Source organism: Klebsiella sp. 141198 (genome assembly GCF_050600785.1).
Lineage (GTDB): Bacteria > Pseudomonadota > Gammaproteobacteria > Enterobacterales > Enterobacteriaceae > Klebsiella > Klebsiella aerogenes.
In genome coordinates, this window is record NZ_JAQIRM010000007.1 from 324,104 (window position 1) to 346,325 (window position 22,222).

Here is a 22,222-nt window from a genome sequence, read left to right on the forward strand (position 1 = left end):
TGAAGCGAGGTGCGATGCTGGCAGGCATCAGGTGAGGGTCTGATACCACACTCCAGCCATTGTTTCTGAATTATCAATGTCCGCTTCTGGACATAGACGAAATTCATGCTCTGCAGGGGTCGTAGCAAGCGAAAATCGGAGGTTCGGGAAGGTTGTGATTTGCTTTTAACCTTTGTAGTTTAGAAGTATTATTTTGAGATTAATCCACTTCCAATCGTCATCTTTTCGCTGTTGGTGAAAAGCTATTTTTAAGGTTACTGCCTCATGGAGTTCTGGATATTTATAATTGCTATTTATTTGATTTATATTATCTTTTTCAAAAAGAAGAAACCTGATTCCGCGGGCTCTTATACTTCCGCTCCTGTGAAAGCACCACCTAAAGAATGGCTTGCTAACAACAAAAAAAATCAGGCGGTAATGCACAACGATGACAGCGAAGATGATAATCTGGCTACGTTTACACTAAGTGGCGGACGGAATGTCGAATACAGCATAACTGCCACTCAACGCCAGAATCTCTCAAAAACTACCGGTGCTTTGGCTCGCTGGATTTTACCGGGAGAGGTGATCACAGTCGGTGGGGTAGAGGTTACCGGTGGCCACTTCTATCTTGGACAGCGAATGAAACCTGCCGGGCATAACTCAGGTGGTTATTATGATGATAGTAGCGAGGCATCGCTAATTGACGACACGCTTAAGATATACCCCACACCTTACATTTACGAAGATAGTTCATTAGGGTACTGGCCCAGTTTTTCCTCACTTTCACCTGAAGCACGTGGCGCGTACCTGAGTTGGCTTGCAAGCGATAGATGTGACACTTCTTGCCCAATTGGTTACGTTTTTATTTATCTGTATGGTCTGGAAAGACGGGCACTTGTTGACAGCAGGAACAACAGTATATCTGACGATGAGTTCTATTCTCTTTTCAAAGAGATCTGCCGTCTCAGATCGGTTTTCAATGAAAACCGATCTTTCCGGAACTACTCGTCCCAGTTACTTGAAGCGATGTCCATTCTTCGCCCGAACGAAAATCTTGCAGCAGCTCTCGGCAATGATTCGGAGTTCAGCAATGGCATGCAGTTCAGGCTAATCCTTGCAAAGACAGTTGAGGCAGGAGCCCCGGTGCCAGCTGATCTGGCTCTGACGTGGGTGACAAACCATACTGAATACTCATTGCGAACCCCCGCCCGCCGCTGCGCGAAAGAATTTGCTGCACTTTTTAAACGGCGTTACACCTTTAAATACGATGAAGGGATGGTCGTGAAGCCGAATAAAGCGCGTCTGCGTTTAGATTACACACCTGCAAGTCCTAGTTTGCGAGGTATTCAACTTCCTGTTCCCGACTTGCCTGATCCAAGTGCATTGAAAGGCCCTGTTCAGAAGCTTATGACCCTTGCCGATATATGCACAGATGAACTGGATGCTTACAGTCGTTACCTTGGTAGAAAAGGCACGTCAGCAAATGATACCGCTGCAATTTTGTTGCTGCCTTCAGAAATCGTTAACGAAAGCGCAGAAGAAATATTAAGTGCATTCAAACGCTGGGCTGATGACGCGATCCTTAGTAAGGCTGGGGTAGTTACAGTTGCTGACTACTGGTCACATATGAATGCTACCTGTCCGGCGAAGATCAATAAAAAAGAGGCCGACTTGATGCAGGCCTTTGCTCAGAAAATGGGGTACTGTCTGGCTCCTGACCCCTATTACCACCACGTAAAAGCAGATGTCGATGGTGTTCTTGTTTTATTCCCTGCTGGTGAAGGTGGACGCTTCTCTCCTTCTCCTGAATTTATCACAGCTGTATTGACGCTCCGATTAGGAGCGGTAGTCGCCTTGATTGACAATTCTCTCGATCAAGCCGAACAGAAAGTGCTCGAGAATGCCATAAACAACAATGCCGGCTTCAGCGATGATGAAAAGCGCTCTCTACACGCATATTTAACGTGGCAGCTTCATACCCCGGCGAATATGACGGGAATGAAAAGCCGGATTGAATTACTTGGTGCTGCGGAAAAATCAGCTGTGGGTAAGGTTATCGTTAGTGTTGCTTGCTCTGATGGCAGAATTACGCCTGCCGAAGTCAAACAGCTTGAGAAGATTTATACAAGCCTGGGGCTGGATCCCTCATCCGTATCAAGCAATATCCATCAGCATTCCGCAACTGAAACTGCTCTCGTTTCATCTGTACCAGCTAATCAGTCGACGGCAGGGTTTACACTGGATGCCAATGTACTTGCCCGCCACGAATCTGCCACTGATGATGTTCGTAAATTACTGAACTCGATTTTCACTGAAGAAGAACCAGAACAACCAGAAAGCGCTCCAGCCTCATTAACCGGGGAAGGGGGCCTTGACCCCGCTCATAGCCAACTTTATCGCAGGTTGCTGGATAAAGAACAATGGTCCAGAAAAGAGGCGACAGAGTTGTGCAGTAACTGGAACCTAATGCTCGGCGGTGCGCTTGAGGTGATCAATGATTGGTCCTATGCGGTGGTTGATGCACCAGTGCTGGAAGATACTGATGATCATATTTGGGTTGACCTGGAAATAGCCAAAGAATTAGAGGGTTAGTGAATGTCTGTAACACGTATAAGAGTGAAAGAACGCGACGCTATTATTCAGTCACTTAAATCAGGAGTAACGCCAAGGATAGGTATTCAGCATATCCAGGTTGGTCGCGTGAATGAGATAACTGCCCTCCATCAGGATATTGAACGGATAGCTGATGGTGGGGCGAGCTTCAGACTTATCATCGGTGAGTACGGTTCTGGTAAAACGTTCTTTTTAAGTGTTGTGCGGTCTATTGCGTTAGAGAAGAAGCTGGTCACGGTCAGTGCAGACCTTTCTCCCGACAGACGTATTCACTCATCGGGAGGTCAGGCTCGTAATCTCTACTCCGAGCTTATGAAAAATATGTCCACCAGAAACAAACCAGATGGCAATGCGTTAATTAGCGTTGTGGAAAGGTTTGTTACTGAGGCAAGGAAGGAGGCTGATGCGAACGATTCCCTGGTATCATTAGTAATTCATAAACGCCTTGCCGCTTTGTCAGATATGGTGGGCGGATATGACTTTGCGAAGGTCATTGACGCATTCTGGCGCGGGCACGAGCAGGATAACGAAACCTTAAAATCCAATGCCATTCGCTGGTTGCGAGGCGAGTACACTACCAAAACTGATGCCCGTAATGATCTCGACGTTAGAACCATTATCTCAGACGCCTCATTCTATGATTCTTTGAAATTGATGAGCCTTTTTGTCCGTCAGGCAGGCTATGCCGGACTTTTAGTTAGCCTCGACGAGATGGTGAACCTCTTTAAGTTGAATAATACGCAAGCGAGAACAGCCAACTACGAACAGATCTTGCGGATCCTGAATGACTGCCTGCAAGGCTCCGCCGAAAATATTGGTTTTATCCTCGGGGGGACGCCAGAGTTTCTTTTCGATCCACGTAAGGGGCTCTACAGCTATGAAGCGCTCCAGTCGCGTCTGGCAGAAAACCGATTCGCACAGAAAGCAGAAGTGATTGACTACTCGTCTCCCACGCTGCATCTCGCCAGCCTCACTCCTGAGGAACTGTATATTTTACTGAAAAATCTTCGTCATGTTTATGCTGGTGGAGATCCCGCGAATTATCTGGTGCCAGATGATGCTCTGACCGGGTTCCTACATCACTGCAGCAAAACCATCGGAGATGCTTACTTTCGAACTCCCCGCAATACCATAAAAGGTTTTCTGGATATGCTGGCTGTGCTGGAACAAAACAGAACGATGAACTGGCAATCGCTCATCGAGGGGGTGGCGATTGAAGAAGACAAGCCCAGCGATATGGATGACGCCATTGTGGAGGAAAGCGATCACGATGATGGTCTGGCGAATTTCAGACTATGAGCAGTGCCTACAATAGTCTCGATCCCCGTGTCCGTAGATGGGTTTATAAGCAGGGCTGGTCATCATTAAGGCCCTTGCAGGAGAGTTCTATTCCAGCAATTTTAGCCCGTGATCGTGATGTACTAATTAGTGCAGGTACAGCAGCGGGTAAAACAGAGGCTTTCTTTCTGCCTGCCTGTTCGGCGGTTGCAGATCTCACCGGTGGATTTGGCATTATCTATATCAGCCCGTTGAAGGCATTAATTAACGATCAGCACCGTCGTCTTGAGAGTCTTGGTGAAGCCCTGGAAATGCAAGTGACGCCCTGGCACGGGGATGTACCACAAAGCAAAAAGAAGAAAGCACGGACAAAGCCGTCTGGCATCTTACTTATCACACCTGAATCACTTGAGTCTTTGCTCATAAACTCATTGGGTTGGCTCAAACAGGCGTTTTCTTCAGTGGCATACATTGTTATTGATGAATTCCACGCTTTTATTGGCTCAGAGCGTGGTATACAGCTGCTTTCTCTGCTTAATAGAATTGACCATGTGCTAGGACGCCAGTTAAATCCAGTTCCCCGTATCGCGTTGAGTGCCACGCTGGGAGAGCTGGAAAAAGTGCCAGAACTATTGCGCCCGGATAAGAGATTACCTTGTGAAACGGTAACAGACAGTAATAGCACAGCCACACTACAGGTTCAGGTTAAAGGTTATCTTGAGCGGGTTCCCGAAAAAGGAGAAGAGCTCCAGAGCTCTGCCGAACAGCTCGTCTGCGCGGATATTTTCAGGCTCTGCCGTGGCAATTCCCACTTGGTCTTTGCTAACAGTCGAAAGCGTACTGAAAGCATAGCGGCAACACTGAGCGACATGTGTGAGGCAAATGTCGTTCCTAACGAATTCTTTCCTCATCATGGTTCCCTGGCCAGGGAGTTACGTGAGACGCTTGAAGCCCGACTGCAGAAAGGGAATTTGCCCACAACCGCTGTTTGTACAATGACGCTAGAGCTGGGTATTGATATTGGTAAGGTGCAGTCGGTCATACAAGTTACACCTCCGCATTCTGTTTCCAGTCTGCGTCAGCGTATGGGACGTTCAGGGCGGCGCGGTTCCCCATCGGTGCTGAGAATGTTAATTACTGAATCTGAACTTACCGCAACCAGCAGTATTGTGGATCATTTACGTCTGCAGTTGGTCCAGGCGATGGCAATGATCAGGTTGATGATCTCTAAACGCTGGTTCGAGCCTGCAGATGTCCGGCAGAAACATTACTCAACGCTGCTACACCAGATCCTTGCTATTACTGCGCAATGGGGCGGAGTTCGTGCCGATCAGCTCTGGTCACAACTTTGCCAGACAGGTCCGTTCCGGAATGTCGATATAAATGACTTCAAAAGTCTGCTTACACATATGGGGATATGTGGCCTGCTCACTCAACTTGCCAGCGGTGAAATAGTTGTCGGGGCTGCGGGGGAGAAGTTGACTAATCACTATACGTTTTATGCCGTATTCAATACACCTGAGGAGTTTCGGATTGTTACGGGAAACCGAACCCTTGGCACAGTGCCTGTAGACTCCCCACTTTTGCCTGAGCAGCACATCATCTTCGGCGGACGGCGCTGGAAAGTGACAGAGATCGAGGTCGAAAAAAAGGTTATCTATGTTGAGGCGACTAAAGGCGGGCAGCCGCCACTATTCAGTGGTAGCGGGATGTCTGTTCATGATGTTGTTCGCCAGGAGATGCTCGCTATCTATAGGGAAAATGATTACCGTATCGTGGTAGGCAGCAAGAGAGTCGATTATGCTGATGCTGCTGCCAGAAGCCTCTTTGCGGAAGCCAGTAATAACTTCCAACGCTACAATCTACAAAATGACTGTTTTATTGCCACCGGTCAGAACTGCTACGTGATCCCGTGGATGGGGGATAAAATTGTCAATACAATTACGTCCCTGCTTATACGTTGCGGCTTTAAAGCCAGTTCATTTGCAGGTGTGATAGAGGTAGAGGATTCAAACGTTGCCTCTGTCCAGCGTGCACTTAAGAAAATGTTATTGTCGGGGTTACCTTCAGAGTTTGAGCTTGCTGCAGTTGTTCCTGACAAGTATCTGGATAAATATGACGAGTATTTACCAGAGTCTTTGCTTGCGAAAGGATATGGGGCAAAGGCGTATGATATGGAAGGAACGTGCATCTGGCTGCAGAAATACCTTCAGTAGACTGGATATGTAGTCAGGGTATAAATAAGTCATTTATACCCTGATTTTTTTACTTCCCGGTGGACTTACTTGGCTTTAGTACCGGAGTGTTGCCAGGAGTATCTTTATTATCTCGTCGGCGTTGATCCGGTTTTCCTGTCGATTTAGCAATTGGTTTTGGACCAGGTTTAAGACCCATGATAGTTATCCTTTAGAGATGTAAGAGGGAAGCCCTCAACATTGGTATATTGGATACTGAGAATTTTTTCAATGGGAGTGATCAACGGCAGAATTATTAAGTCGATATTGTGAGCAATGTCTGTTTTTAGCATTAAGTAGACTAGTTAACTGGGAAGTCTGCTATGAGCGAACAGGGGACACTATTGCCAACTTCAGCTATTGTGGTTTACGAAGTTGCGCTAACCATGTTGCGAATAGATTGGGCATAACCCGTAGCGAGCTATTGATGAAGGTTGAGAAAGATACAGTGGCGAGTTTGGTATCGCCGCTTGCTGAAGATGAGTTAATGAAAGCGTTTTATTATATGGGAAATCTTTAGGGCGACTTCTGTGAGTGAAAACCGTACTTGATTATAATTAGCTTTCTATTTTCCTCACTCCCATTTTAGCCCTACCCAGATAGATTATGTGGTTCCGAAAGTCATTACAGCTTGAATATTTCTATTGCTACTTTTCTCAATTTTGAAAAATATGGCGTGTGGCGATTTCTTAAAAGTGGGGATGGCTTCTACATGTTTCTCAGTTCGTAGATGTCCTAAGCCAGAGCATGAAACAATCTAGAATTTTTGCGAGCTGAACCAGATATTTTCCGTTGTATCAATAAATTGAAGACAGTATTTTAGTTGTTACACTCTTAACTAAGCGAATGGTAAAACCGATGAATCTGGACATCATATCGTTGGACCGATCCTTTACAGTAGTCCCTAAGAACAGCCTTGGTAATGAAGATGAAGCATCCACATCTATGGGCATCTCATCGGGATCAATAAAATGGTCTCAGCTTGAGGATGAGTATCGGGTTGTGATTCTTGCGGCTGCAGGTGCTGGCAAGACCGTTGAAATGCGCTCTCGCGCTGAAATCATCAAGCAAAGTGGTAGATTAGCTTTTTTTATTCGCATAGAAGATTTGAATGAGTCGGATTTTGCTTGGGGTCTGGAAGTTGGCTCTCCTGAAGAGTTTGAGGGTTGGCTGGCTTCGACTAACGAGGCTTGGTTCTTTCTGGATTCCGTGGATGAGGCTCGTCTGGTAGCGCCAAATGCTTTCGAAAAGGCGGTAAAACGATTTGCATACAAAATAAGTAAATCTCGTCACAGAGCGCATATTTATATTTCTGGAAGGCCTTATGCTTGGAGCTTCGCAAGCGATTATGAAATGGTTGAACGTTATTTACCATTCTCAACTCAAAACGCTGCTAACAGTTTCAGAAAAGAGAACTCTCTAAACATCTATAGCCTTAACTCTTTAAATTTAGATGATATTCGCTTTTATGCTGCTCAGAGACAGGTTGATAACACGACTGAATTTGTTGATGGAATTGAGCGAGCGAATCTACAAGCAATGGCATCTCGCCCGTTTGACCTCGATTTTTTGATTTCAACATGGAGTCAGGAACGAAAATTCGGATCTCGCTTCGAGCTGTTTGAACGAAATGTTGCAACACGGCTCGATGAAATCGATCCTTCAAGGCGTCAGGCAAGACCACTTAAGGCAACAAAAGCGCTTGAGGGGGCCGCTCTTCTTGCAGGTGCCGTAACTTTCACAGGAAAAAGTGGCATTGAGATTTATGATAAGCAAACTGATCGCAACGGTGTGAATGCTGAGGTTGTTTTAGCTGAGTGGGAGCCTCCTCATGTGTGGGCTCTACTGGAGAGAGGCATTTTTAGTGATGCGATATACAATATGGTTGGTTTTCGCCACCGAGAAATTCGGGATTATCTTTCAGCGAAATGGCTTGATTCATTATTAAAAAAAGGGCATTCCAGAAGAATCGTTGAATCCCTCATATTTCGTGATATGTATGGTGAACAGGTTATCACTCCTAGACTCAGTACATTAGTGCCCTGGTTGATTTTAATGGATGATAATATAAGGGATAAAGCATTAAGTATACAGCCTGAAATAGCACTCAATGGCGGGGATGTTTCTCATTTACCACTGTCTATACGAGTTAGCATGCTTAAAAGCATTGTGAGCCGGATTGCAAATGATACAGACGAAAGATATGTGAGATATAATGATGCTATTGGAATGATAGCCAAAGCTGATTTAGTTGAGGAAATATCATCTCTAATCAGAGAGTATTATTCAAATGATGATGCTATTTTCTTTTTAACTAGGTTGATTTGGCAAATTAATCAACCTATTTGTCTTGAAGAGTTAATGTCTGTCGCAATTGATCAAAAAAGAGATGTTTACTCTCGTATAGGAGCTGTTAGAGCGTTAGTGACAACGGCAACAGATGATGTTAAAGCATTGCTATGGAAAAATCTGAATGAGAAACAGAACATTTTTCCTCGACGTATTTTGACCGAGCTCGTAAATGACTCAACGTTTGACATTCGTAACGTAAACTATTTATTAAATTCCCTCATGAAGTTGGAGCCTTATAGGCCATTCGAGACGACAGGATTGGTCGAAGGAATCAAGGTCTTCATAGATAAAGTATCTTGCATTCAATCCCTTGAAGATGAAGAAGCGTGCACCGTACTATTGGATGGATTTTACGCGTTAATAAAACATCCTCCTTATTGTGAACAACCAGATATTAGGATATCTCAGGGGAATGGGTGGCTGTTATCTTCAGCCATGGAGCTTATTGAAAAAATGGTGTTGTTACGTTCGGATACTTGCTTAGAGACAAAAGTGTTAGATTTACTTTTGGCTTTTGTTCAAGTCAGAGATTTGCATGGCGATCATATTCGGGAATACAAAGGGGCATTGTCAGAACTAGTACCCGCGTGGCCAGAGTTAAACGATGCTCTTTTCTGGCGTGCAGTAGAGAACAGAAGAGCCGAAGCGCAATTCAAAAACCGCAGATTGATCGATGACTGGCATGTCCAATGGCCAGGGCATTTCTTTAAGTTTGATGTTCCAAGTTTTGAGCGAGTTTTGAACTATGTTAGCCAAAAAGAATTACTTGATGATCGGTTGGTTGCGTTGTCTTTGGCTCTGCGCATTTATACTCAGTCGAATAATAATGAACAATATTTATCCAAAATTAACGAGGTATCCGAACAACATGATGAGTTAGTACAGAAAGTTGAATTATATTTTAATCCTCCTTTTGATCCAGAAATAGATGAACTAAACCGGCAACAGGCTGATTTAAAGCGTCGAGGTGAGGAAAAACGAGCACAGAACGAGCGTAAGCGAATTGAGTGGATTGAGCGTGTTAGAGCCAATCCTAAGGATATAAAAAGTCCACCCGGACTGGCGACAGGTGAGATCAGCAATGGACAATATTGGCTATACCAGGAAATAAATAAGAATAAGCATGATCATCTCGCTAAAAATCATGACTGGCATGATCTTATTGAAACATTTGGTATGGACGTTGCCTGTGCGTTTCGTGATGCAGCTATGGCATATTGGCGGATGTACCGTCCTGAAGATGAAAGCACGACTTCGATACCATTTAGGCTTGTTTTTGGATTGCTTGGGCTGGAGATCGAATCTAGAGAAAATCCGGATTTTCCTAGCTATCTTCCACCGGATGAAGTTCAACATGCCCTTTTGTATTTAACAAAAGAAATGAATGGCTTTCCTGGCTGGCTGGAAAAGATGTATCAAACTTATCCTGAAACTGTATTAGACGCACTTTGGAAAGAAATAGAGCGGGAGTTTGATAATGAGAGCCAACCAAATAAAGTAAATCAACTTTTACATGACATTGTACATCGGGCTCCATGGAGTCATATAGGGCTGGCTCCACGGATTTATCACTGGCTTGAGAGAAACGAGCCGCAATTAAATCAAAACTTGAGGAATTGTATCCGCACTTTGGTTAATGGTGGTGTCAGTTTTGCTGAGCTTGCAAAGTTGGCGAGCGTTAAAATTGGTAATCCTGTGGTGGAGGAGAATCTCCCAATATGGTTTGCTTTATATGTTGATACCTTACCGGATGAGGCCATACCAAAGCTAAATAAATGGCTTGAACAATTACCAAAAGATAATGCAAGTGTTTTTGCACAACACTTTGTGACGACACTCACCGGGAAATTCCGTCATGGTGAAGAGAGAACTTCTTTTACTGGTGGTGTTCGTAACCCTTCGAGCTTAAAAACATTATTTTTGATTATGACAAGATACATCAAACCTGAAGACGATTTGGATCGTACGACTGTTACCTGCTACACACCAACGCTCAGGGATGATGCTCAAAGCGCCCGTGAACTGCTTTTTCAGTGGTTAGCTGCAATTCCAGGAAAAGAGACCTATGTTGCTTTGATGGAACTTACTAACGAGTATCCTTATAAAGATTATACGCAGTGGATGATGAGAGCAGCTCGCAATAGGGCATTAGCCGATGCAGATTTCGAGTGTTGGACAGATAAACAGGTTCACGATTTCGATGCCAGTTTGGTCTTTACACCTAATTCTCCAGCACAACTTTACCAAATGGGGGTCTATTATTTGCTGGATTTTAAGGACTGGCTTGAACGTGGTAATGATAGTTTGGCTAAAACCTATCAAAAAATTACCAGCGAAACTGAGATGCGTACTGTTGTCGCTCATCATATCCAAAATGCAGCGAAGGGGCGATTCACTTGCGCTCAGGAGGCTGAACTCGCTAATAGTCAAAGGCCAGATCTTTGGCTTCAACATCACGAAGTTTGTATTCCCATTCCTGTTGAGTTGAAGCTGTTGGATAAATCTTGGTCAGGACCTGACCTCTGTGAGCGTTTGGAAAATCAGTTGATAGGAGATTATTTACGTGAAAATCAAGCCGATTTCGGTGTGTTTTTACTCATTTGGCAGGGTGAAAATCAATCAGATAAAAATTGGGTTATTAATGGTGTGAAAGTAAATCTCAGTGAACTTGAAAACGCATTAACTCAACATTGGTTATCTATCTCACCTAAGTATCCAAAGATAAAGGATGTAAAAATCATTGTGATCGATTTAAGTCTTCGCGAAATACGATCTGCTGAATAAGGTTTAATTATTTATTATTTCAGGGCTCTTCACCACTGAATACAGAATGCATTCAAGGGTGAAGAGGGGCACACTTTACAAAGACTTGGGGGGGGGAATTGCGGCAACGCGTCATGAACTCTGGGACTCATAGATCCTCTTCTCCTAAATTGTCACATTTCCATTTCTGGTTTTTTGCTAAACAAACCTAACGCTTTTGTCACGCTAGCCCGCTTATATCATTGCGTAAACAAAGGAAGCCAATAGATGGACTGACCCCACGCCCGTAGACAAATTCTGTCCATGCATGCGGAATGGCTGTCGATACACCATCAGGAGAACGCAGTAGTTGACCGGCAGCTTTGAGCGAGCAGCGGATTATCAATGATATATTCTACCCCTATCCATTATAATTATTTTATATTTTTAATGCTTCGTTACTTCCCTAATAAACTTGGGAATGTCATCGTATTTTTCATACCAGATGATTGTTACGCCTAATTCTTTCATCAGCTCTTCGTTTAAAGTGTGGTGTCGCTCAAGAAATTTTTCAGCAGATTCGATGTTGTCAATTATTTTTATTTTCTTTCCTGCGTTATCCTCATAACAGAATTCATTTGATGAAATTCTTTTCATAAATGTAAAATGCTTGCTGCGTTCAATGTTTTTTGAAGAAATATCTAATAATCGTCTAAGGTTTGGGTCTGTCATTGATAATCCAACCATCAAGCAACTATTTTCTCTAAATGAATTTAACTGAACGAGATTTGACCAGTGGTAGGAGTCTGAATAAATATGATGATAGCCCTCTTCTGAAAAAACTAAAGTTGATTTATCTAACCCATCATAAAGTTTTCTATTTTCTGGCAAGAATCCATGAACATGGTAGACTGGAAGTTCATCAGGATCAAAGCTTTCATTATTAGTATAAATACATCTGTGTAAAATAGAGTTGCTAATTAATTGCCTTTCAAGTAGATCGTCAAAATTATAGGTGATAACGGATTTTACTTTGGCACCGGTACGCCTTGGAAGACACATTGATGCAATTGATTTTATTAATTCAGAATCGATAGGGAAATTAGAATTTCTCAGTTTGTACAGATTTTTAGTAACAGCTTCTATGAAGTCTTTTGCTTCACCATCACCTTTTGAAAATCCTTTACGAAGGTATCTTGCAGCCATCAATGCTGAGGGCTCGTTGATAGCATTTAACCTGCCGACAATATCATCAAGATCTTTGTCACTAATTGCGATATCCTCGTTAAATTCCTGTGTAAGGTAAGTTACAAACAATGAATTTAATAAGGTATTCCAATCTGGCATTCCAGCACTACTTGATACTCCAGCGCCCAAAAATAATGAAAACTGACCTTTGTTGTAGCAAATTTTTAACCTTTCTAATATTTCATCTCGTTCTATTTTCCAATCCCTAACTGGCTTGGATATAGCAGATGATAGTCTTAATGAAAAGAGGTTTTTAAGGATTTCATTTACTATCTTTTTATTCTTTGATACTATTTTGTTTAATTCTGCTGGCCCCCATAGGAACACTTTAAAAGGGAACGAACTATTTAAAATCTCACGATTGAAGCGCAGCAAGAATCGTTCTGGAATCGGCTTTGCAGAAACAATTAACACATTTTTTATTTTATTTTCAATGTATTCATTCGCGAATCTTAGTATGTATCTATCTAAGAACATACGAAATGGGGATTTTGTTAAATCGAACTTTATTTCAATTAAAGTTGGCCCTTGAAATTGGTCGAAACCATTCGGAGCAAAAGCATCTCCAAATTGTGATGAGTCTCGAGAAATTTGAAGTTCCTTTTGTTGATTCTCTAGATGGTGCTTAAAAAGATGCAAGACAAACGTTTCGAAAGAGTAATAACTCTTTGGTCCGCCCTCATCAATTCCTGAAATAATATCATCAATTAACATATATAGATTGTCTCCCTATAAAAGATCACTCATTTTAATATTAAATATGTACCAACTATATTAAGTAGGTACTTTTCAGTGACCACAACTTTTTAACGTCTTTAACTTATTAAGGTTTATCTAATACCAGCATTTTGAATAATATGCAAGCATGTCACTTCTTATTATCTGCTCTCCGTCGTGGACTAGCCTAAGGTATTTACTAGTAATGTGTAAAGTTTCCGTTCTTGCACAAAGTTCTTTACGTATTAATCAAAAATTCCAAATAATTTCAGATAGATATCATCTCTGTGAATCCCCCGCCTTCCTGACTGGATCGCGGGGTTTTTAATTTTTCACGCTGAGACTACTGTATGAATAAACCTGACGGCCTTCAGGCCTTTGAACAACCGCTCGCGTCGCTTCCGTGCACACTTCGCCAGCTTATTCTTGAACGCATCCAGAACCTGACCCATTACGAGCCGGTGATTGGCATCATGGGCAAAAGTGGTGCTGGTAAATCCTCCCTCTGCAACGAACTTTTCCGGGGCGAGGTGTCCCCGGTGAGTGACGTGAACGCCTGTACTCGCGACGTACTGCGCTTCCGGTTGCGCAGCGGTCGTCACAGTCTGATGATTGTCGATTTACCGGGCGTGGGCGAAAACGGGCAGCGGGACCATGAATACCGCGCGCTGTACCGGCGCATGCTACCTGAACTGGACCTGGTGCTGTGGGTCATTAAGGCCGATGATCGGGCACTAACCGTGGACGAGCAGTTCTGGCACGGTGTGATGCAACCTTACAGGCAAAAGGTACTGTTTGTGATTAACCAGGCCGACAAAATCGAACCCTGTCATGAGTGGGATACCCTGACTAGCAAACCTTCACCGCATCAACTGGGAAATCTTAAAGCGAAGCAGGCTGCGATTATGGCGATGTTTAAACCGCTTCATCCGGTCTATGTGGTGTCCGCCAGCACTGGATGGGGCATTGAGGAGATGGTGGCAGCCATGATGCGCTGTCTGCCTGACCGCGCCACCAGCCCGGTGGTGACACAACTGCACAGGAAACTCTGCACAGAGCCAGTAAAGTCGCAGGCCCGTGACAGTTTCGTTGAAGCTGTGGGTCGGGTTTTCGATACGGCTGAGTCATCATCGTTTCTGTCTGCATCGCTGAAAACGGTGATTCGTAGCGTGCGTGATGCGGTGGTGTCGGTCGCACGGGCCGTCTGGGACTGGATATTCTTTTGACATCGCAATTTTCTCTGCGAATGATGAACTGGTTGTTAATGATTTGTTGATTGTGGACACGTCCTTTCCACTGCGTTTTATCATCAATTAAATCAGGAGAAGTATCATTATCTGTCAGACGAGCGTTCATAAGCCCGGGGGGCTAATAAAAAATAGTTCCGATGTTGTCCATACCCTGTCCACTCCTTCCTTTAAAGTAATCATTATTAATTCAGAGAGTTAACTTCTCAGGAGAAATCTTTCATGACGCTTCAGGAGCGGCGACATGACCGGCTTGCCGTCAGGTTGTCGTTGATTATTAGCCGCCTAGTGTCCGGTGAAACTCTGTTTATTCGCAAACTGGCAACTGAATTCGGGGTGTCAGAGCGCACGCTGCGTCGTGACTTTCGGGAGCGTCTGATGTATCTCGACCTGGATTACTACCAGGGGCAGTGCAGTCTGCGCTCAGATATTCACAGTACGCGGCAGGAAATAGATATTCTGACCTTTGCTCACCGCACGGGGTTGGCCGGAGTTTTCCCGGGCTTTGACCGGCGACTGGTCAGCAGCCTGCTGGACTGTGATGATAGACCCTGTCTGGTATGGCATCAGGACAGACCTCATCCCCCGGCAGGAAAGCTCTCCTTCTACAGGCTGGTCAGAGCTATTTCGGGATGTCAGCGCATCACCGTTCTGACTGAAGGGGAGCGTCATGAGGCCATCGCACCTTACCGGCTAATCGCTCTTGACGGTTACTGGTACCTTGTCGCTGAACATAACAGGCAATTACGTGTCTTCCGGCTGGATGAGATTCATCTGGTAAGGCCATCGCGGGAAACATTTATTCGCAGTGAGCTTCTCTATCAGCTGTCGGAGGATAAGCATTTTATCTCTGCCTTACCTCATTTCCGTTTTATTCAGCAGTCGCTGAATTCATTTTCTCCCTCAGAAAGTCGGGGGCAATCCGGACAAACTGATTAGAGATGGTCTCCCTAATTAAATGTAAGGTTAATGCAATGAAAAAATTGAACTTATTGTCTTTGCTGCCAGTCATGTTGTTCCCCTTACTTATCGCAGGTAATGCTCACGCAGCACGTCCTTATAGCGGGTTCCTGCCAGCGGCAGTGAATAATAAGAGTGGGAATATATTCTGGTGTGATGCCCACCGCCAGGTCAGAAAACTGTGTACAGCGACGGAAGTGGATTCAATGGGATGGTTTATTGTTGTTCGCTCGAGACCTTCAAGAGATTGTCCGGGTGGAATATGGGGGTGGATCACTCCCAGTAAAGACGATGTGGCAACAGGTTATACCATTACGCCAGGTAAAGAATTCAACCTCACCATGAAGGATATGTGCAGTCCCGATATGAAAGTGACGTTCCGCCCGAATAAAAAGGACCCTCGTTATGACGATCTCGTCGGGATTTATGCCGGGAAAGAAGCGTTTCGCTACAAACAAATAAAATAATCCAACTGCTTTTTCATTACTTTATTGTTTTGAACAACAAAAGCTTTATTACATGATTTGAGGACAACATTATGCGACTGCCTTACGTAATAGTTACATTAGCTATGCTGGCTTCTGTATCAACAGCACAGGCTATTCCCAATATGTGGACGAGTGGTTTTGGTATGGGGGTGACGGAATACATTATCAGTAACCCCGAGAAGGTCATTTTTAACCTCAACTGCACCGGTAATCCGGATGAGCAAAACATTCTGCAGCATGGCGTATTAGTAACCCTGCCCAATGGTACGATGCTGGATTCTCACGACGACGGGACAGAAATAACGGTGGTCATGGATAACAGTCAGTATCCGTTACCTTCATCCCTCGGTTGGAGGAATGGCGATAATGCCTGGGTGTCATTTATTGACGCGCTGGGTCAGTCGTCTAATTTCGATGTTTACATCAACAATAACAAAGTTGGCTCCTTTAGTCCGGGCCTGGAAAATACGCAAAAAGAGCTGTCTGACCTCAGTGAGTGCCGGACCACACACTACAGCGATTAGTTACTTACATTTCAGACCTCTCCACCCCGCAACACACCAATACCAGATACCAACAGGCCATGTTCCTTCGGGAACATGGCCTTTTTGTTTTTATTTCATTATCAGATAAGGAGTTAGCCATGCGATTAGCCAGCCGCTTTGGTCGTATAAACCAGATACGCCGTGACCGGCCTCTGACCTACGAAGAGCTGATGAGTCATGTACCCAGCGTGTTCGGGAGTGACAAGCATGAATCTCGTTCAGACAGGTACACCTACATCCCGACCATCACCATTCTCGACAGCCTGCAGCGGGAAGGCTTTGAGCCGTTCTTTGCCTGCCAGACAAAGGTTCGCGACCAGAGCAAGCGGGAGCATACCAAACACATGCTGCGCCTGCGTCGTGCCGGTCAACTGACTGGCCATCAGGTTCCGGAAATCATTTTGCTCAACAGTCATGACGGCTCCTCAAGCTATCAGATGCTGCCGGGGCTATTTCGAGGTGTCTGTACCAACGGTCTGGTCTGCGGCCAGTCATTCGGAGAAGTGCGGGTATCGCATAAAGGCAATGTCGTCGAGAAGGTGATTGAAGGGGCTTACGAAGTGCTCGGTGTCTTTGACCGGGTGGAAGAAAAACGTGATGCAATGCAGTCACTGGTGTTGCCAGCACCCGCCCGTCATGCACTGGCAAATGCCGCACTGAAGTATCGATTTGGAGAGGACCACCAGCCAGTCACGGTATCGCAGTTGCTGACCCCGCGTCGTCGGGAGGACTACAGCGACGACCTGTGGACTGTCTACCAGCGTGTGCAGGAGAACCTGATGAAAGGTGGATTGTCAGGGCGAACCGCACAGGGGAAAAGCAGCCGCACCCGTGCTGTTACCGGTATTGATGGTGATGTGAAGCTCAATCGTGCCCTGTGGGTGATGGCAGAAAACATGCTCGAGTTTTTCGGATATTAAGCAACCGTTCCGGCATAAGGAGATAGTTTAATGAATACACTAAATCATCAGTTCGCGGAGCAGACCGCAATTACTGCCTCGGTGGTCCCTGACGAGTTACGCATAGGCTTCTGGCCACAGCACTTTGGCTCCATCCCGCAATGGATAACGCTTGAGCCTCAAATCTTTGCCTGGATGGATCGCCTGTGCGCTGATTACAGTGGCGGCGTCTGGAGCTTTTATACACTCTGCAACGGCGGCGCATTTATGGTTCCGGAGCCTGATGGTGAGAAATGGACGTTGTTCAACCTGATGAATGGCAACGATGCGGAGATGAGCGGAGAGGCTGCCGGTATAGCAGTCTGCCTAATGGCTTACAGCCACCACGCCTGTCGCACCGAGTGTGACGCGATGACTGAGCACTATTATCGCTTACGCGACTACGCGCTGAACCATCCAGAGTGCAGCGCCATTATGCATCTCATCGACTGAGGGATACCGAACATGAATACTGCATTATCCCCGCTGTCATCGCAGCCTGAACTCTTTCCGCTGACGGTTGTGGCCCAGCATGGTTGCATGCTCCCCGCAACATCCGGATTAACCCCCTATGCCCAACGGACCATCCGCCTCGCTATCAACTTGCTGGATAAATATCTGCGCCAGCCCGGCATATCCTTAACCTCAAGCACTGCTGCCCGTGACTGGCTTCGGTTACAACTGGCAGGACAAGAACGGGAAGTGTTTATGGTGCTCTATCTCGATAACCAGCACCGTTTACTGGAGAGTGAAACGCTATTTGCCGGTTCGGTTAACCATGTCCAGGTCCATCCCCGTGAGGTGGTGAAGTCAGCGCTTCGCTTCAATGCTGCTGCTGTTGTGCTGGCGCATAACCATCCATCCGGTGATCCGGAGCCCAGCCAATGTGACCGCAACATTACGGGCAGGCTTAAAGAAGCGCTGGCACTGGTTGATGTGAACACTCTCGATCATCTGGTTATCGGTTCAGATGGAATTGTGTCGTTTGCAGAGCGAGGCTGGATATGAGGGCACTTCAATGAAATCTACTGACTCAGAGAACGATTCATTTCTCAAGTGGGGTCTGAATCGTAATGTGACACCTTGCTTTGGCGCTCGTCTGGTACAGGAGGGAAACCAACTGCACTATCTGGCTGACCGGGTCAGCATTACCGGTGAATTCAGTAACGCAGAATCTTTGAAGTTGGATGAAGTATTCCCACGTTTTATCAGCCAGATGGAATCGATGTTGACTACTGGTGAAATGAATCCTCGCTATGCCCACTGCGTCACCCTGTACCACAACGGTTTCACCTGCGAAGCCGATACACTTGGCAGTTGCGGCTATGTATACATCGCCGTTTACCCCACTCAACGTTAACTAACTCCACAAGAGCAAATATGAAAACTCTACCTGCAACAACTCCGCAGGCGGCGACGCTATGTCTGTCGCCCGTGGCAGTGTGGCAAATGCTGCTTGCACGCCTGCTGGAACAACATTATGGCCTGACACTCAACGACACACCATTCAGTGATGAAACGGTAATTCAGGAACATATCGATGCCGGTATAACTTTGGCCGATGCCGTTAACTTTTTGGTAGAAAAGTACGAACTGGTTCGTATCGATCGCAGGGGATTCAACTGGCAGGAACAGTCCCCATATCTGCGGGCAGTCGATATTCTGCGGGCGCGGCAGGCAACTGGTTTATTGAAAAGAAATCGTATTAGCGCGGCACAGTGAACATTGGGAATAACCTTTCTGATTCACACTGCAGCTTTCCTCACTTATTTACTCATTCCAGAAAGCACCTGCCGATACTGGCCGGTGCTTTTGCTTATATGGACGAAATATCATGCAAATTGAAGCTGTAATTTTAACTGGGCACATTATCGCAAGCACAATCCGGGAATGCTGGGCCGTCGTTATTGATGGTTTTGACGCATACTGCGAACAAGCTTATGATCCAGCTTAATTTCTTTTCCTCATGAAGGGACGGCTATGGGCAACAGAATGTGGATGATCCGTGGTGACGGCGGCAAGCTCTATGACGATTTTCGCGATAAGCAAATTGTAGGCATCGGTTGGTCTCAGCTGGCTCCATTAGTCAAACCCGGCCTGTCCCGAGCTCAGTTACTCGCCTTATACCAGGAGGCAGATCCATTAACAAAGCTGGGAACTGCGCGTTCTGGTGCATCGCAGGTCTGGCGTTTTGTGAACGAAATCCAAAAGGGTGATTGGGTTATTACCTATTCGCCAGCCAACCGTACTTATTTGCTAGGTAAAGTTACTTCAGACTTCCAGTATCATCCTGAATGGGTGGAAGAGGGTATGGGTATCGCTCGGCAGGTTAAATGGAATACTCAAGAAATCGATCGCGATCGACTGTCTGTAGCTACCAAGAACACATTGGGGTCTACGCTGACGGTTTTCCAGCTTCCAGAATATGCGCTAGAAGAGCTTTTACAGGATAAGAAACCCACTATAGATGTGATTACTCAGAATCCAGTTGCGATGGATGAAGATGAGGTCGTTTCTGATCCGCTTCGCGATATGGAAATGCTGGCGTTTGAGGGTATCAAAGATCGTATCAATTCTCTTGATTGGGACGAGATGCAAAATCTTGTTGCCGGAGTTTTACGCAGTATGGGCTATAAAACGCAGGTTTCACCTGCGGGAGCTGATCGGGGTAAAGACATCATAGCTTCACCTGATGGGTTCGGTTTTGAAAATCCGCGTATTATCGTTGAGGTAAAGCACCGCAGGGAACAAATGGGAAGCCAACAAATCCGTAGCTTTATCGGCGGTCGCCATAAAGACGATCGCGGGCTTTATGTCAGTACGGGGGGTTTTACGAAAGATGCTCGCTATGAGGCCGATCGTTCGACGATACCTCTGACGCTTTGGACGCTTGATGATCTCGTCCGTGCTCTTATTGAGAACTACGAGCAAGTCGATATCGAGACCAAACTTTTGGTGCCTCTGAAGAAAACTTTCCTGCCAGCCTGAACCTTGCTTTGATAGCCATATCGGTGTTCTACTGATATGGCTTTATACCCATTAGTAAGGTCTATTTTTTATACGGATTTTAATTTGTGGGTACAAGTGCGGGTATAACTATTTATTCCTGCTTATAAACTGCATTGATATCAGTCTATTAGGTGTGAAATTCGAGTCCGGCCTTCGCACCAACTCGACAATAAGATCATCCGATGGCACTTTTTATGTGAATTTCAGTATCGGTTTAATCACGCCGTTTAAAGAATGCGAGCGTTATCCACCCACTAACTGCACTAATTCGGCTGCAAATTTTTCCGGATAAAAGCTTTCCCCTGTCGATTACGTTGGCATAAGAAACAATACTTTACCGTTGCAATTTAGAGCTATTTTGAATGCCTGCAAACGAGAGGATTAACGCGCGACATTCGGGACACGTATTAAACTCGCAGGAATGAGGCTCATAACCACTAGCGGGCAGGTCACCAACCCTACACCCCATAATCCCGATACAGCCAATACCCGCCAACCAGCACCACAATATTCAGCACGATGCTAATAATGAAATACGTTCTGAATGGCTGCTTCTGGGTTTTGTGGCGAAAACACTGCTGCCCGGCAATCGCGCCTGGCCATCCGCCAAGCAGGCCGAAGGTCAGCAGGGTGGATTCCGGTATCCGGCTCCAGGCTTTACGGGCGGCTAATTTGTCGATGCCGTAGATAAGCCAGGTCAGCACGTTCGCCAGCAGGAACCACATGGCGATGGAATGGGGCAGTAACACGCTGCCGACGGCGGCGATGGCCAGCAGGAAGTAACAAAAATAACCGAGCTTCATACGATATCAACAGCGCTTAGCGGTGGCAGAGACGGCAACTATACCTGGTTTGCTGGCTGGCGGTAAGACGCCGATTGTTAATCGCGACAGGTCGACAACTTTACCCCTCCGTTCCCTACCTGCAACCCATCTCCCGCGCCAACCTCCCGGGCTGCGTTTTTAAGGTTGCGGCAATGGCCGCCGGCAATGCCGGCCACAGCGTCAAATGCGGACTGGTACGGCGCTCAATCTCCGCCACCGTCACCTGATGGTCGCAAAAATTAGCATCGCGCGGCGTTGCCTGGTCCAGCACAAATGCCGCGTACTGGCCGCTCTGCGGACCATCATTGAGGAAAATAATCTTCCAGTAGCCGCTGGGGATCTCCACGCCCGGCGCGGCGGGCAGGGTGGCGATATGCCGTTCGAACAGCGGGCCGGTAACCGCATAAACCGCTGTCACCTCCGGGCGCTCTGCTAACGCGCGCTCTGCGTCTTCCAGTCGCGCCCATGCTCCCTGATTCAGCGCCGCTTCCTGCGGGGTGATATTCGACAGATAGTTCAGCGCAGGCCAGTCCGCCGCGCCGCCGAGGCTCGCCAGCGGCGCCTGATGGCCGCGGTCGACCGCCAGTAAGGTGTTGGCACGGCGATAGTCGGCGGGCGCCAGGGTATCGGCAGCGGGTAAATCGGGGTCCTGCTTCCACACTCTCTCCCGGTTACTGGCCTCGCTGGCGCGAGTGATTTTATACGCTACCCAGTTGGCCAGCTTACGGTGAGGGTTGTTGTTCAGGGTGTAGGCCGCGCGGAAGAGCGTCTGTTGGCTGCCGCCGGTTGGGCAGCCAACTTCACAATTATCCACCTTTACTGTCGCGGCATGGCAGGGGGATATCGTGCTCAGGGCGGAAAGTAATAACAGCAAAAATAAACAAGGTGGAAAAGGATTCAGGTTCATCGATAGCGCTCATTGAATTAAGGCCCACCTTTTCTCTGCGTGATAAATACGCAGTCAGGGTGAGCAGGAAAATCAATGAAGCTAAAGGAAATAACGTGGCGTGAAGGCCGATTGGCGCAGAGGATGAGATAATATGAG

The 22,222-nt window shown here is 46.1% G+C and carries 17 protein-coding genes; 14 read left to right on the forward strand and 3 right to left on the reverse strand.

From position 1 onward, the window contains the following. Window positions 1-264 precede the first annotated feature (264 nt). From PGR10_RS22865 to PGR10_RS22880, 4 genes are all read left to right on the forward strand, one after another. Window positions 265-2,574 carry a TerB N-terminal domain-containing protein gene (locus PGR10_RS22865; RefSeq protein WP_430924157.1) on the forward strand — a complete coding sequence of 770 codons (2,310 nt, stop codon included), beginning with the start codon at window positions 265-267 and terminating at the stop codon, window positions 2,572-2,574. 3 nt (window positions 2,575-2,577) lie between these two features. After that, complete coding sequence (locus PGR10_RS22870; protein WP_430924158.1) at window positions 2,578-3,894, forward strand: ATP-binding protein; 1,317 nt, start codon at window positions 2,578-2,580, stop codon at window positions 3,892-3,894. Continuing rightward, complete coding sequence (locus tag PGR10_RS22875) at window positions 3,891-6,089, forward strand: DEAD/DEAH box helicase (protein ID WP_205854002.1); 2,199 nt, start codon at window positions 3,891-3,893, stop codon at window positions 6,087-6,089. Before PGR10_RS22870 ends, PGR10_RS22875 begins: the two co-directional genes overlap by 4 nt. An 876-nt stretch (window positions 6,090-6,965) precedes the next feature. After that, window positions 6,966-11,243 carry an NACHT domain-containing protein gene (locus PGR10_RS22880; protein ID WP_430924159.1) on the forward strand — a complete coding sequence of 1,426 codons (4,278 nt, stop codon included), beginning with the start codon at window positions 6,966-6,968 and terminating at the stop codon, window positions 11,241-11,243. Window positions 11,244-11,648: 405 nt separating this feature from the next. On the opposite strand, the gene PGR10_RS22885 is transcribed toward PGR10_RS22880, so the two are convergent. Next, complete coding sequence (locus PGR10_RS22885) at window positions 11,649-13,163, reverse strand: SIR2 family protein (protein WP_032434307.1); 1,515 nt, start codon at window positions 13,161-13,163, stop codon at window positions 11,649-11,651. Between the two features lie 353 nt (window positions 13,164-13,516). Between PGR10_RS22885 and PGR10_RS22890 the strand changes: the two genes are divergently transcribed. The 10 genes from PGR10_RS22890 (at window position 13,517) to PGR10_RS22935 (ending at window position 20,332) form a co-directional block, all read left to right on the forward strand. Next, entirely contained in the window at window positions 13,517-14,392 is an 876-nt protein-coding gene (locus PGR10_RS22890; RefSeq protein ID WP_430924161.1) for a GTPase family protein, read from the forward strand. A gap of 243 nt (window positions 14,393-14,635) precedes the next feature. Next, window positions 14,636-15,352 (forward strand): helix-turn-helix transcriptional regulator, encoded by a 717-nt coding sequence (locus PGR10_RS22895; protein WP_001546959.1) that lies wholly within the window; start codon window positions 14,636-14,638, stop codon window positions 15,350-15,352. A gap of 35 nt (window positions 15,353-15,387) precedes the next feature. Further along, complete coding sequence (locus tag PGR10_RS22900; protein WP_032410767.1) at window positions 15,388-15,840, forward strand: hypothetical protein; 453 nt, start codon at window positions 15,388-15,390, stop codon at window positions 15,838-15,840. Window positions 15,841-15,911: 71 nt separating this feature from the next. Next, window positions 15,912-16,385 carry a hypothetical protein gene (locus tag PGR10_RS22905; RefSeq protein ID WP_200022413.1) on the forward strand — a complete coding sequence of 158 codons (474 nt, stop codon included), beginning with the start codon at window positions 15,912-15,914 and terminating at the stop codon, window positions 16,383-16,385. A 119-nt stretch (window positions 16,386-16,504) separates the two neighbouring features. Next, window positions 16,505-17,326 (forward strand): DUF932 domain-containing protein, encoded by an 822-nt coding sequence (locus PGR10_RS22910; protein ID WP_430924162.1) that lies wholly within the window; start codon window positions 16,505-16,507, stop codon window positions 17,324-17,326. Window positions 17,327-17,356: 30 nt separating this feature from the next. Beyond that, window positions 17,357-17,797 carry an antirestriction protein gene (locus tag PGR10_RS22915; protein ID WP_135487965.1) on the forward strand — a complete coding sequence of 147 codons (441 nt, stop codon included), beginning with the start codon at window positions 17,357-17,359 and terminating at the stop codon, window positions 17,795-17,797. A 12-nt stretch (window positions 17,798-17,809) separates the two neighbouring features. After that, complete coding sequence (gene radC, locus PGR10_RS22920; protein WP_032434298.1) at window positions 17,810-18,352, forward strand: RadC family protein; 543 nt, start codon at window positions 17,810-17,812, stop codon at window positions 18,350-18,352. Window positions 18,353-18,362: 10 nt separating this feature from the next. After that, window positions 18,363-18,704, forward strand: coding sequence for a type IV toxin-antitoxin system YeeU family antitoxin (locus tag PGR10_RS22925; RefSeq protein ID WP_200022417.1), 342 nt, complete (start codon window positions 18,363-18,365; stop codon window positions 18,702-18,704). 20 nt (window positions 18,705-18,724) lie between these two features. After that, a complete protein-coding gene (locus tag PGR10_RS22930; RefSeq protein ID WP_032728834.1) occupies window positions 18,725-19,066 on the forward strand; it encodes a TA system toxin CbtA family protein in 342 nt (113 codons plus the stop codon). Window positions 19,067-19,324: 258 nt separating this feature from the next. After that, window positions 19,325-20,332: a restriction endonuclease gene (locus tag PGR10_RS22935; RefSeq protein WP_001757896.1), complete on the forward strand. Its 1,008-nt coding sequence runs from the start codon at window positions 19,325-19,327 to the stop codon at window positions 20,330-20,332. Window positions 20,333-20,811: 479 nt separating this feature from the next. Here the strand turns inward: PGR10_RS22935 and PGR10_RS22940 are convergent, their stop codons facing one another. Next, a complete protein-coding gene (locus tag PGR10_RS22940; protein WP_430924163.1) occupies window positions 20,812-21,156 on the reverse strand; it encodes a DUF1294 domain-containing protein in 345 nt (114 codons plus the stop codon). 115 nt (window positions 21,157-21,271) lie between these two features. Continuing rightward, window positions 21,272-21,991, reverse strand: a complete 720-nt coding sequence (locus PGR10_RS22945; protein ID WP_430924164.1) for a DNA/RNA non-specific endonuclease — start codon at window positions 21,989-21,991, stop codon at window positions 21,272-21,274. Window positions 21,992-22,222 lie beyond the last annotated feature (231 nt).